Origin of the sequence: Sphingobacterium bambusae (genome assembly GCF_033955345.1) — a bacterium.
Lineage (GTDB): Bacteria > Bacteroidota > Bacteroidia > Sphingobacteriales > Sphingobacteriaceae > Sphingobacterium > Sphingobacterium bambusae.
This window is the reverse complement of record NZ_CP138332.1, coordinates 1329998-1342990: the sequence shown is the minus strand read 5'-3', so window position 1 is coordinate 1342990 and position 12993 is coordinate 1329998. Positions and strand designations below refer to the sequence as shown.

Genomic DNA, 12993 nt, shown 5'->3' with positions numbered 1-12993 from the left:
AACACAATGCGATTCTTAAAACCGAAAGAAGAAAAAGAAATTAACCCGACTTCTGGAGGATGATTGCCCATTGCTCTAAGAGTCGCTCCTCATTAAAGGAGGCATTTGCAGGGCTGCTGCTTGGTAGGCCGTAATAGGTGATATTTGGATACCGCTCAAAATATTTATCGTAAAGCGATTGTGCTTTTTTTCCGTTAAAACAGACGGTTTCGATACCGGGATTTTCCTGAAGCAAAGTGGAGATTGGGTTGGGAACTTCCGCCAATATTTCCGTGTCCATGCTCCCTTCACGTTGCGCGGATTGACAAACATCCCAAAGTGCGATCTTTTCTTGCTGGAGTAGGGATAGTTTTTCGGCGTAGGTTGTGGGCAGTTTTCTATTGTATAAGCTGTGCAAGATTTTCCAGAAGCGATTTTGCGGATGCGCATAATACTGTTGGGCGGCTAGCGAACGGTCGCCCGGTAGTGATCCCAGTATTAGGATGCGGCTGTTTAACGGGACGATCGGTGAAAAGGACATTTTGAACATAACCGAAGGTAAGAAATTTTGATGTTTTGTGCCTACGAAAGGGTGCTGTTGGATAGTCGTATGGATCAAGTTAGATTGGGTTATACAAAGCTTGGCTTCCTGACCTGATTTTTGTTGTGTTTTCAATTCGATGATGGGTTTGTATGCGACGCTTCTTTGCCAAAGTGAGCAGGGAAAGTTCAACAGATCAGATTGTTGTTTGAACATGTTTGTGGTTGTGGATGCACCTATTTTTCCGATGTCAGTTTTTGTTTGTAGCTGTTTGGTTATAATACATAACTTTTCACTTCACTATTCATTAACAATTGATTAAAATCATATTAAATAGTGACTTTGGTCATATATTTTATTGATCCGCTTTAATTTTCCATTCACTAGTTTTTGAAGCGATCTTATTTATGTTCCTTTAGGGAAATTTCAAATGTTAAAGTATGTTAAAATAATTTTATAATGTCATTTTGAAATAATTAATATATTTTTAATAAAAAATAATAATCTAATTTTTACTGATATTTTTTATTAAAAAATATTTTGCTTATTCGATTTAATATGTAGTTTTGTTATGTATCGACGTAGCTATGCGTAAGATATATGCTTATGAAAATTATGTTATTGCTGTTAACCTGAGGGTATATACCCTCAGGTTAACCAATACTAAGCTTATGAAACTATGAAAAACGCTAACGCATTTTCAAACGGTCAAGAATGCCGCATTAGCGGTCTGCTGTCCACGTTAATTGTGTATTTCCTATTGTTTTTAGCGCCTACTGTGTTGCAGGCGCAATCGAAAACATCGTTACTATTATAGAAGCATTGATTTACATAGATAGACTTGGCACGTGCACGGCGGCAGAACATCAAGCAAATCGACGTACAGAGGTTGAAGTGTTAGAATACTAAGTGCACCACCATCATTTGTTAGGTTGTATGACCTTCTACGCCTAGTAAATGGTGGTTTTTGTTTGGGAGCGGCGACAAGATGGGGGAAATAGGTTACGATAGGGTAGGTTTGTGAAGTTTGTGCTATATTTAATGTCAAATTGCACAACATGACCTGTCGACTTCTATTGTTTTTATCGCTATTTGCCGTTCAAATGACATTTTCGCAACAATTAGCCTTTGAGAAGGATCCTAAAAAAAACAAAACGGCCACATATGAAGAACTGATTGCATTCTATCAAAACATTGTGGCAAACGATTCTCGTGCTCGTTTGCTGGAGGTGGGGACGACAGATATTGGCAAACCTTTGCATCTCCTTGTACTTTCAGCAGATAGAACATTTGAACCGCAGGATATAAAAAAACGGAAAAAGACCGTATTGTTGATCAATAATGGTATACACCCCGGTGAGCCAGAAGGAATGGACGCTTCTATGCTCTTTGTGCGGCAGCTTCTAAAAGAAAATAAGCTACCCAAGCAGGTTGTGATTTGTTTAATCCCCGTATATAACGTGGCGGGCATGCTCAACCGTGGTGTAAGTAGAGCAAACCAAAATGGTCCTGAAGAATATGGTTTTCGCGGCAGTGCACAACACTATGATTTGAACCGCGATTTCATCAAAACCGATACACGTAATGCTTGGTTGTTTCAAGAGGTCTTTAACACTTGGGATCCGGATGTGTTTTTTGATACGCATACCAGCAATGGTGCCGATTATCAGTATATCATGACACTAATAGCCACCCATCGGGACAAATTAGATCCTGCTTTAGCTACTTTTATGGAGCGTAACTTTACTGCTCCGCTCTACACAGGAATGGCAGGTACAGGCTTCCCAATGATTCCTTATGTTGATCCAAAGGAGGATACGCCTGAATCAGGGTTAGTATCTTTTCTGGAGAGCCCTCGCTATTCTACGGGGTATGCGGCTCTGCACCATACGATTGGCTACATGCCCGAAACCCATATGTGGAAACCATATGCAGATCGTGTAGCAGCCATGTATACACTCATGGGTGAACTGTTGCGGTTGACCACGACACATGGTGCAGATTTGATCGACCTGCGGCGGGAGATAAAGCGACGTGTTCGCGAGCAAGAAAGTTTTCCACTGACTTGGAAGCTGGATGAAGAAAACGTTGAACAGCTTCCGTTTTTAGGTTATCAGGCAGGTTACAAACCTAGTGAACTCAGTGGTCTGCCACGTCTATTTTACGATCGATCAAAGCCCACGAGCATACAAGTGCCCTATTTTAGTCGATACACTGCAGATATTTACGTGCAGAAGCCGCAGGCATACATCGTTCCGCAGTCCTATGAAAAGGTTATAGCACTGCTTAAGCTCAATGGCGTGGAGATGCAGGCACTCGATAGGGATACATTGATGCATGTGGAGCAATACTACATTGATTGTTATAAGACGTCCAACAGTCCCTACGAAGGGCATTATTTGCACCGGGAAGTGCTGGTGCGTCCGGTGTTGCGGGAGCAGATGTTTTACAAAGGAGACTTGCTGATAACGACCGATCAAGAAGCCAATCGATATATCATGGAAACCTTGGAGCCGCAGGCAACGGATTCTTTCTTTAATTGGAATTTTTTCGATGCTATTTTATCCCAAAAGGAATATTTTTCCCCTTATATTTTTGAGGAGGAAGCGGTGCAACTGCTGCGTGACAACCCACAATGGCGAGAGGAATTGGAACGTGCCAAGCAGAACGATCAGAAGCTGGCATCAAGCGGGCGGGCACAGTTGGATTGGGTATACAAAAAATCGAAATATTACGAGTCCGGTCATTTACTTTATCCTATTGCGCGGCTTCACAAGTTATAAAGTCGCGCAATAGGATTGGAGTTTCAATTAAAAGAGGACATCCTTGAAAGAATCATCTTTATCAAATACGCTTTTAGCATAGGGACAAAGCGGCATAATCTTCACCTTTTTGTTGCGCGCAAAGTCTATGCCTGCGAGCACTAGCTTTTTAGCCAAACCTTGTCCTTCGTTCCCGGGCAGCACCTCCGTATGATCGATGATAAATTTATTGTCGCCGGCCCAGGTGTAGGTCATCGTGCCTGCTAGTTTTTCGTCGACAAAAATGTCAAACTTTCCTTTTCGACCGTCTTCTTGTTTTATTTCAACCATTTTTCTTTTAAAATTAGCTAAAACTTTCATAAAACCTAATAGAGAGCTCTCAAAAACGAGCTCTTACTAGCTATGTATTTAATAAGTCTTCCAAGGCTTCCCGAGCAACACGCTGAATCTTTAGCTGGCTTTGGATCATTTCCACGATCTTCTCGTCGATGCCCTCGACATTGTTTAATACCTCGGTATACACGCTTTTTACCAGCTCTTCCTCTTTTCGACAGGCTAGAAGGACGCTTTCTCTCCCCTCGTTGTACATGCGTATCTGTTGTTCTGTCCACTTTGTATATAACTTACCTCTTAATGTATGAGAGCCTCCTTTGTTGTCGCTAGCTTGATCTATAAATGGTGCAAGCTGCGATTTGAACTGTTGTGACTGTTGTCCTAGTTTTTCCAATAATGAAATCAAATCCGCATCCTTCTCGCTATTTAATGCTGTAATCATTTGTGTATAGCTCTCTATGCGATCATTGTTGATCATGATGAGGGCATGGATAAGTTCGGCATCTTTATCGCTTAGTGTTTTCATATCCGCTGTTTCTATAAAGACAAGTGACCCGACCTATTTGTTGAATAATCGACGATAAAGAGGTATATATAGGGTAAATCTTCCGTATAAGTACGTTGTGCAGCGTGCGGATTTAGGTTAAGAATACTATCTTTGCCGTTAATTGCAAAAAAGATGAATAAGAAACAACTTCCGACAGCAGGCCTTTTGGTTGTCCGCGAGGATCGCTTATTGCTAGCTTTCAGTCGGAACAAACAAGCGTGGTACCTGCCTGGTGGCAAAATAGATGCAGGGGAGACCGCAAAGGAGGCATTGTTGCGCGAAATAGAGGAGGAACTCGGGGTTGTCTTAGACGAAGAAAAGCTTGTCTACTACGGACATGTAACAGCTGATGCCTACGGGGAGGAAAATCTCCAAATGGAGCAATCCTGCTTTTTATATCCAACACTTGATCAGTTGGATCCAAGTAATGAGATTGAGGCCGTAGCCTATTTTTCACAACAAGCTTACCAACAGGAGGATATTCAAGTGGAGGGTGTTCTTATCGCATTTGAACGATTGTGTGCCGATGGGTTGATTAAAGGATAAGTCAGTTTATGAGGGCTTAGTCCAGCATTTTTCGTTGGCTTGGAGAAAGCAGATCCGTTGGCAATAGAAAATCTTTAATGTGGGCACGTAAAATGGGCGATTTCGTCTTTTTGTAATTTTCAAGTACAATTTTCAAGTCGCCGTCCTTGTTGTCATTGTAGCCCAGCATAGCCGGTGCATTATGCTGCACCGTTAGGCGCAAAAAATGAATTTCCGTGTTTCCGGGATCTTCACGTATGGCCTGTTCGAGGTAACTTTTTCCTTTTTTGAAAGCATTTAATTTTTTCAGTGGCGACTGAAGATGTTCGGGCCAGACCGCGTAGAATGCTCCCGCATAAGCGCGCTGCAGGGGAGTGAATGTCTTTAGTCCATCAATCACGGCGATTTGCTTTTCGCATACTGTAGCGTCCGTTCTGGCAGATGGATACTGTAGACGAAATTGCTCGACGTATTCTTGTGCTGCTGCATAAAAGCTGCTGGTGAAAAGGTATAATGATAAGATTAAAGATCTAAACATGGGCGTAGCTTTGTACAAAACTAACAAATAAACGACACGGTTGGTTTTATAGACTTTATTGTTACTGCTGACGCGCTTAGGCAAATTTGTTTTTCCCTAGCCAGCACGATCTCTCATTCCTTTTAGTTGAGTGGTGGATTTATCGTTCGATGGGTGTGCCGCTGCTTGAAAAATGAGCAATTTTCATGGTTTTATTGGGAAATTCGTCGTTAGTTTATTCGCTTCGATTTTTTCATGTTCAGAAATGAATTTATTTCTGTTATGTTTTTATCATGTTTCGGTTATTCCTTTAATATTTGTAGGTTTGAGGTTAGGATAAGCCTGAAAATATGAAACGTCAATTAAAACTTTGGGACGCCGTCATGATCGTGATGGGATCTATGATAGGAAGTGGTATTTTTATAGTAAGTTCTGATATGATGCGACAGTTGGGCTCGGGATATTGGCTCATTGTGGTGTGGTTGTTGACTACGGTGGCCACCGTCTCCGCTGCAATTTGCTATGGCGAGTTGTCGTCCATGTATCCGCGCGCTGGCGGGCAGTATGCTTATCTGACCGAGACTTTCGGAAGGATGACAGGCTTTCTCTACGGCTGGAGTTTGTTTGCCGTTATTCAGACCGGAACCATTGCCGCCGTGGCGGTCGCTTTCGGAAAATTCACCGCCTATATTTTTCCGTCTTTAAATGATGCCCCACCAATTTACCAAAACGGAACCTTTATGATTACTTGGATGCAGATTGTGGCTATAGGCATCATTCTCCTACTGACCTACGTCAATACACGTGGACTTCAATCGGGGAAGCTCGTGCAATCCGTATTTACCGCCGCAAAGATTATCGCTTTAGTGGCTTTGGTATTCGGGGGGCTTTATCTGATGAAGACAAGTTTTTTTGCAGAAAACGTTCAATTTGGCTGGGCGGCTTTTCAAAATATTGATGGCGCTGGTTGGTCGGCAATAGATGGACGGACGTTGCTAGGTGGCATTGCTGCAGCCATGGTGGGCGCTATTTTTAGTAGCGTTGCTTGGGAGAATGTGACCTTTATATCCGGGGAGATCAGAGATCCACAACGAAACGTCGTTCGCGCCATGGTTATCGGAACCTCTTTGGTGATGATGCTGTACCTCTTATGCAATTATATTTACTTGGCAACATTGAGCCGAGACGAGATTGCATTTGCGGCTAATGACAGAGTCGCCGTTGCTGCGGCAGAAAAATTGTTGGGCCATACCGGAACCATCGTGATGGCATTTTTGGTGATGATTTCTACATTCGGTTGTGTGAATGGTTTGGTGTTAGCCGGCGCACGGGTATTTCAGACCATGGCCAAGGATGGTCTTTTTTTGAAGCAGGTGATTCCTGATAACCGGCGAGAGGTGCCCGCACGTTCGTTATGGTTGCAGGGCGTTTGGGCGTCCCTCTTGTGTCTGAGTGGGCAATATGGTAACCTGTTGGATATGGTTTCTTTCGTCATTGTCATCTTCTATATGATTACCGTGTTCGGTGTCGTTTATCAGCGCTGGAAAAATCCGCAGAAGGAACGTCCTTACCGTACTTTTCTTTATCCATTTCCAGTGATTCTCTATCTCCTGATCGGGGGCTTGTTTTGTGGTTTGCTTATTGTTTACAAACAACAGTATACCTGGCCGGGATTCATATTGGTTCTTTTAGGTATTCCTATCTATTATCTCATCAACAGAAAAAGATCAACATAGGCTTTCGTAAACAGACATAACTTGGTGTTTCTGCATCAAATCGAAGTCGCCGATTTTTAACGGTAGACCAGTGCTGTGGTACAGAATTTGTATCGTCATTCCGTAAAAAGGAATCTATTTTCATGGAAACAACTACAGATTTGTCTCAATTGATTTATAGCGTAACGACCAAGGAGGAGCTGGATCAGATTATCAACTATCGCTACTTTGGAGAGCGGGTTTTTGTTGACCCACCGACCCTTCAGATCGAAGCGGACAACTTGATCAAGCTAGCAAATGATTTATTCGTGTATGGGGAAGAGAATCGAAGTACCAAGTTATGTTTTGAGAGCCTCGACGCGAGCGATTACACTTTCAAAGGCCCGTTTTGCCATGTAATGAACTATTTTTCGAGAAAGGTCGAGTTTATTAAAAATGGGGCCGATCCCGCAGAATACACTTCGGACGATTTGGAGCATTTTTGCGATGAATCTATTACCAATCCGATGGTACATTTCGGCAACTTCACCATGGGAAGACGCTTGGTAATGTAAGATTATGCTATCGCTGGAGACCGGCGCTTTTGCCTGTTAAGGAATGAAACAAAGAAGATGTGAACCAATCAAGGTTCACATCTTTTTTGTTTTGCCAAATGGCATGTTTTTCATCGGGGCTGTAGGGTGGTTCGGCCTTGCCGATTACAGGTTCTCGCTCCTTTTGGATGGTTTAGATAGTATTAAGATCGATGTTTCTGTCATGGTCTCGTATTCGATTTGCTCCCAAGAATAGGTCCATGCGGCGGCACTCGTGATCAGTAAATCGTACTTGTGTGCTAATTGATCGGTCGTGTTGGACTCCATTACGGTCAGATTTTCGGGAAACTCCGTTTCGAGTTTCTGTAATAAGCCGATCGCTTCATCGCGAAGAGCTACGTTAATGAATAGGATGTCCACCAGAGCGTTGTTGCAGCGCATCAGTCGAGCTGCATAGGGGAGTAGCTGCACATCCTGTTTTTCCAAAATTGGAAATAGTATATGCTCTGCCGATTGAAAATTTCGGTTGATCAGCACACCGACCGGAATTTTTACCTTCGCCATAATTTTGGTAAGCCCCTCGTCAAAGCTATGTTTTTGGAACAGCTGTTCTTTGCCTGTCACGGTATTCATCAACTTTTCGGGGTTAATGAGTCGGGTGGTGAATCCAAGTACGTTCCCTAGCAATGTGCCTTTATAAATAGATTGACCAAGTCCTAGGAGCAGTAGGTCGAACTGCTCTTCATTATTGACTACATCAATGATTTCGGCATCGATATCGGAAGATGCTTTGAACATCGTGGTAAGCTCCCTGTCCAGCGTTTTTGATTCCGTAATCAATACTTCGAATTTTTCACGTTCAAGCTGATCCGTGTCATAATGGTGCAGTTTTTCGCTGTCCACAATATGCATGGCACTGATCTGCGTATTTTCTTTGTCCTTTTTACTTAAGTTGTGTGCTAGCCGGAACAAGGCTCTGCCTGATTCTGGATTACTGAAGGATATGAGCAGCTTAAAGCGCTCTGCCAGTGTTTCCTTGACCGCTTGTCCCTTTTTGGAGCGGAAAAGCCAATCGATTAGGTCTAAGGTTGGTCCGGTCATAAAGGTAGTCGCCAGCGCCATAATCACCATCATGGAAAATAGCTCAGGTGTGAGGACACCTAAATCGTAACCAATATTCAACGCGACCAGTTCCGTCAGTCCACGTGTGTTCATTAAGGCGCCGATGGAAAGACTGTCACGCCAATTTTGACCAACGAATTTTGCGGCCAAGGCACTGCTTACAAATTTTCCGACAACGGCAACGGCAAATATCAATGCGGCAATTTTCCATAGATAGGGTTCGTTTAGCAGACCGATCTGTGTGCGAAGTCCAGTGAAAACAAAAAATAGGGGGAGCAGCAGTACCAAAGCTACGTCCTCCACCTTCTCGATAAAGATGTTGCGGAATTTGACGTTTTCAGGCATGATTGCACCTGCGATAAAAGCACCAAATAGCGCGTGAATACCAATGATCTCGGTAGCATAAGCGGATAGGATGAGGACCAAGAAAAATATGGCGACGATACCTTTGTTTAGGCTCTCTTTTGACGTGTTCAGTTCGCCGATACGCATCAAAAATGGGCGTACTACACGTATCATCACAATAACGTAGGCAATGGCGAGCAATATAGTGTATACCGCACTGCCGAATGAGCCTGCCTTCACAATGGCAATAACGGCGGCCAAGATACACCAAGCCGTGATATCATCGGCCGCAGCGCAGGTTATCACAATGGTTCCTAGCCTTGTTTTGTTGATTCCCCGTTCTTGCACAATACGCGCCAATACCGGGAAGGCGGTGATGCTCATCGCAATACCGGCGAAGAGACCGAAAGAAAGAAACTGCACATTTTCCGGGGCAAACTCATTGTAAAGGAAATAAGCCAATCCCAACCCCATTACAAAGGGCATGATGATGCTGGCATGGCTGATAACTACAGCGTCGTGCGCTTTGTGGCGTAGAATCTTCATATCGATCTCCATACCCACGATATACATAAAAAGGATCAACCCGATCTGGCTCAAAAATTGGAGGTTGCCCAACGATTCTTTAGGAAATAGTGCTGCCGAAAACTCGGGGAAATACATCCCCACCAGAGAAGGTCCCAAGACAATACCAGCGATCATTTCGCCAATCACAGCCGGTTGTTTGAGCTTGACACATATCCACCCAAATAATCGAGCAACCAAGATGATTGTCACGATCTGGGCAAGTAAGATCGCCAAGGGATGCTGTACGTTATGGACGAGGGACGTTAGGAAGTCTGCCCATTGACTATTGGTCGACTGCGGTATGCTAATATCCTTTCCTTCTTCCAATCCTACACCTTTTAGCACGATCCAATACATCAGCAGGGAGAAGCCTCCGATTATTCCCACATAAAAAATGGCATTCCTGAACTTTCTCATAGTTTTCCTCAACGATTCCAATATTCGAAGTTGAAAATACGGGGATGTTATGGTTATACCAATTTAAAACACTTATTATGGAACAAGGTTGCCATTTTCTGTAATGAAACAGCTGTAGGCACGATGATAGCCATTGCAACCAGGCGAAAGTAGGCATCAGCTGATGACGAGAAATCTAGGAAATTTCTTGCCCTTGATGCGTTAAAATAGCCCCTGAGGTGTTTGTCCTACAGCTGCCGATCGGGCAATTGCTTCAATACGCTTTTGTCTGGTTTCCGTTTTCTTCGCCAGGACGATCCATTGGAGTATTACCTTCTTTTTGGACTTGCTCAATTGGAGGAAAAAAGGTAGCCCATTCGCTTCTTCCAAAGCGCGTTCTAGATCGCGTGGTACTTGCAAAGCTTCTACTTCATCCAGTGTAGACCAAGAACCGTTTTCCTGCGCAACAGCTACGCTCCGAAGACCTGCTTCGGTCATTAGTCCCGCTTTCGTCAAATGTTCGATTTTTTCTTTATTTATTTTTGACCAAGTACTTTTTGATTTTCGCTTTCCGAAGAATTGTATGGAAGCATCCGCGCTAATTGATTTTTTAATACTATCGATCCAGCCAAAACATAGCGCTTGATCAACCGCATCACTCCAAGAAATACTGATCTTGCCGCTACTTTTCTTATAACAGATCATCCACACAGCATCTTTTGCTTCATGGTTTTCGATCAGCCAGCTTCGCCACGCTGTGGCGTCCAAAAAATGTATTCTTTCGATTTCCTCCATCGGCTTGTGTGCAAAATTAGTAGGTTACCGAATATACTGAATATTTTCAATTTCGCTATCGCTATAGATTTTGCCTATCTAACAGTGACATGTTTATGGAATGGATATTTAATATTAAGTTAACAGGAATCCATTTAACTTGCGGCATGTTGATAATTTTTATGTGTTTGGTGGCGATACTGGCTATCATCGCGATGTTTAATATGGATTCCGTTAAAAAGGCGATCCTTTTTTTATTTCTGTTATTAAGTTGCGGCTTGACGATTTACCTGTTCATTCACTATCCGGGTTGGTCCGCTATAGTCATCACGCTGATGATTATCGGTGGTATTCGGTTCGGACGAGTGCGTTAGACTGTTCCCATCTTTCCGTCGCCTTTCGGCTCTTAGTGGAGGTCGTTAAACTAAAATAATCTCCTTATCTTCGCGATAGAGACTATGGAATATACATTTAGAAAGGCGACAGCTGCTGACTTGGATAAGATTTGGGAAATCTTGCAAGGCGCAATAGCGAGAAGAAAAGCCGATGGCAGTCAGCAATGGCAGGATGGATACCCTAATCCCCAGGTTGTCGCCACCGATATTGAAAAAGGCTGCGGGTTTGTGCTGCAGGAAGATGATCTTGTGATTGGATATACTGCGCTGTTAATCAACGATGAACCAGCTTATGCTCATATTGAAGGGAAGTGGTTAACGAATAGTGATTTTGTTGTTTTCCATCGCGTGGCCATCGAGGAAGCACAGATCGGTAAAGGACTCTCTAAACGGATGCTTTCCTTTATCGAAGAGTATGCGCTAAAAAATGGCATCAACAGCGTCAAAGCAGACACTAACTTTGACAATGTGGCGATGCTCAAGATATTTGAGCGTGCAGGCTACCATTATTGTGGTGAGGTTTACTTCCGCGGTAGTGCACGTAAGGCTTTTGAGAAAGTTTTGGAGCAGTAAGTGCTGAATAGAAGAGCTGATAGCAGTACCGACGGGATGTGGAGACTATCATTAGAATGCTTCTCCATTGAAGATATAGAAGTTCGCTCCTTCTTTGGTAAAGCCCACATCAAAGCGGAGGTAGATATCTTTTTTCGGAAAGAGCAGGTAACGTACGCCCAGTCCGCCGGCCACACGAACATTCCGCATTTGAAAGCCACCTAGGGTTGGCGAAACGGCACCTGCCGATGCAAATACCGCCGCTCCAAGCCTTTTGCTGAAGGCAAAAGGTAGAATACGATACTCTGCCTGTGCGGCGATCAGGTTTCTATCGCGATAGCGACCGAGGTAATATCCCCGCATTAAACGATCTCCTCCTAATAAAGTCATTTGGTTGAAGGGTACCTCGCCATGAAGAAATTGTCCGCGCACTTGCCACGCCAGCACATTGTTTTTCGCAATAGGGTGGTAGGATCTTAACTCCATGTTTACCGTACCAAAGGAGTAATCACTCAAAAAGCCACGGAATGTTTTGAGGTAAGCAAGCTCTCCAAAAAGCCCTTCTCGAACATTGAGCACGTTGTGGCGGTTGTCATAGACAATACCTGCACCAACGCCGAAGTTTTGCGTGCCATCACCTCCTGTTGGGATAGGGTAGGGAGAACCATCCTCCGGCTGTTCAAAATTTACGCCGGAGAGCAATTGATAGTCGATCTCAGGACCGATAAAAAAGTTCTTCTTTATCTTTCGGAGCACACGCTGCTTAAATAAAACCTGAAAGGCATCCACACGCGCCGGATTGTCGCCCGCAGTTGCGGGGCCAATGCCATAGTACGATAAGGGAAATTGCTGTATCTTGGTTTCCCCTAGAAAGAACCACTTGTCCTTGTCTCCATAAATAGCGTTATCAAGCACCAGTCCATACTGTCCCTTGAAGGTAAAGAAGGTAAAGGCCTGCATTTCACTTAATCTATTTAATGTATCGCCCTTTGCATAAAACAGTTTCAGAATGGATGCTCCGAGTTCTACGCCCGTTTCGGGAGCAGAGGCAAACGTCGGGTAGATCGTTAACGTGGACTTGTCGGCAGCCGATGTATCGTTGATGATTGAATTGACGTAACGGCCGATCCAGCCATTTTTAAAACCTTGTGCCGTAGCCGTAATTTTGCCGGATAGTAAAGCAATGAAAAAGAGAAAGTAAATACGACGACCGAGCATTCTTTGCGTTATAACATTTAAATTCGATTATCTAAAAATAGACAAAAGATGTGGAATAGTTTGTATTCGAAAGGTGTATTTTGAAATTTTTGACCAATTAATGTTAAAAGTCAACTGTTGTTGCCTGTTACCATCGAACATGATAAATAAACGTGATCTGTGTACATTTGTT

General features: G+C 43.4%; 13 protein-coding genes. 6 read left to right on the top strand and 7 right to left on the bottom strand.

Annotated features, from left to right (window positions below):
* Positions 1-40: 40 nt before the first annotated feature.
* Positions 41-736 (bottom strand): DNA-deoxyinosine glycosylase, encoded by a 696-nt coding sequence (locus SCB77_RS05715; protein WP_320185474.1) that lies wholly within the window; start codon positions 734-736, stop codon positions 41-43.
* 842 nt (positions 737-1578) lie between these two features.
* On the opposite strand from SCB77_RS05715, the gene SCB77_RS05710 reads away from it, so the two are divergent.
* On the top strand, positions 1579-3303 hold the full coding sequence (locus tag SCB77_RS05710) for a M14 family zinc carboxypeptidase (RefSeq protein ID WP_320185473.1): 1725 nt from the start codon (positions 1579-1581) through the stop codon (positions 3301-3303).
* A 27-nt stretch (positions 3304-3330) separates the two neighbouring features.
* On the opposite strand, the gene SCB77_RS05705 is transcribed toward SCB77_RS05710, so the two are convergent.
* Both SCB77_RS05705 and SCB77_RS05700 read right to left on the bottom strand, forming a co-directional pair.
* Positions 3331-3612, bottom strand: a complete 282-nt coding sequence (locus SCB77_RS05705) for a GNAT family N-acetyltransferase (protein WP_320185472.1) — start codon at positions 3610-3612, stop codon at positions 3331-3333.
* A gap of 70 nt (positions 3613-3682) precedes the next feature.
* The gene (locus tag SCB77_RS05700; RefSeq protein ID WP_320185471.1) at positions 3683-4141 is read right to left on the bottom strand and encodes a DUF2383 domain-containing protein; all 459 of its coding nucleotides are present in this window, start codon (positions 4139-4141) and stop codon (positions 3683-3685) included.
* Positions 4142-4294: 153 nt separating this feature from the next.
* Between SCB77_RS05700 and SCB77_RS05695 the strand changes: the two genes are divergently transcribed.
* On the top strand, positions 4295-4708 hold the full coding sequence (locus SCB77_RS05695) for an NUDIX hydrolase (protein WP_320185470.1): 414 nt from the start codon (positions 4295-4297) through the stop codon (positions 4706-4708).
* 16 nt (positions 4709-4724) lie between these two features.
* Here SCB77_RS05695 and SCB77_RS05690 read toward each other — a convergent pair whose 3' ends face one another.
* On the bottom strand, positions 4725-5225 hold the full coding sequence (locus tag SCB77_RS05690; protein WP_320185469.1) for a hypothetical protein: 501 nt from the start codon (positions 5223-5225) through the stop codon (positions 4725-4727).
* Between the two features lie 329 nt (positions 5226-5554).
* Between SCB77_RS05690 and SCB77_RS05685 the strand changes: the two genes are divergently transcribed.
* Positions 5555-6940, top strand: a complete 1386-nt coding sequence (locus SCB77_RS05685) for an APC family permease (protein WP_320185468.1) — start codon at positions 5555-5557, stop codon at positions 6938-6940.
* A 122-nt stretch (positions 6941-7062) separates the two neighbouring features.
* Positions 7063-7473, top strand: coding sequence for a hypothetical protein (locus SCB77_RS05680; RefSeq protein WP_320185467.1), 411 nt, complete (start codon positions 7063-7065; stop codon positions 7471-7473).
* A 144-nt stretch (positions 7474-7617) separates the two neighbouring features.
* Here SCB77_RS05680 and SCB77_RS05675 read toward each other — a convergent pair whose 3' ends face one another.
* Positions 7618-9903 carry a cation:proton antiporter gene (locus SCB77_RS05675; protein ID WP_320185466.1) on the bottom strand — a complete coding sequence of 762 codons (2286 nt, stop codon included), beginning with the start codon at positions 9901-9903 and terminating at the stop codon, positions 7618-7620.
* Positions 9904-10104: 201 nt separating this feature from the next.
* Positions 10105-10677, bottom strand: coding sequence for a YdeI/OmpD-associated family protein (locus tag SCB77_RS05670; protein WP_320185465.1), 573 nt, complete (start codon positions 10675-10677; stop codon positions 10105-10107).
* A gap of 146 nt (positions 10678-10823) precedes the next feature.
* Here SCB77_RS05670 and SCB77_RS05665 point away from each other — a divergent pair, with 146 nt between their 5' ends.
* Both SCB77_RS05665 and SCB77_RS05660 read left to right on the top strand, forming a co-directional pair.
* Positions 10824-11030 (top strand): hypothetical protein, encoded by a 207-nt coding sequence (locus SCB77_RS05665; protein ID WP_320185464.1) that lies wholly within the window; start codon positions 10824-10826, stop codon positions 11028-11030.
* Positions 11031-11114: 84 nt separating this feature from the next.
* Positions 11115-11624 (top strand): GNAT family N-acetyltransferase, encoded by a 510-nt coding sequence (locus SCB77_RS05660; RefSeq protein WP_320185463.1) that lies wholly within the window; start codon positions 11115-11117, stop codon positions 11622-11624.
* Between the two features lie 51 nt (positions 11625-11675).
* On the opposite strand, the gene SCB77_RS05655 is transcribed toward SCB77_RS05660, so the two are convergent.
* Complete coding sequence (locus tag SCB77_RS05655; RefSeq protein ID WP_320185462.1) at positions 11676-12821, bottom strand: BamA/TamA family outer membrane protein; 1146 nt, start codon at positions 12819-12821, stop codon at positions 11676-11678.
* Positions 12822-12993 lie beyond the last annotated feature (172 nt).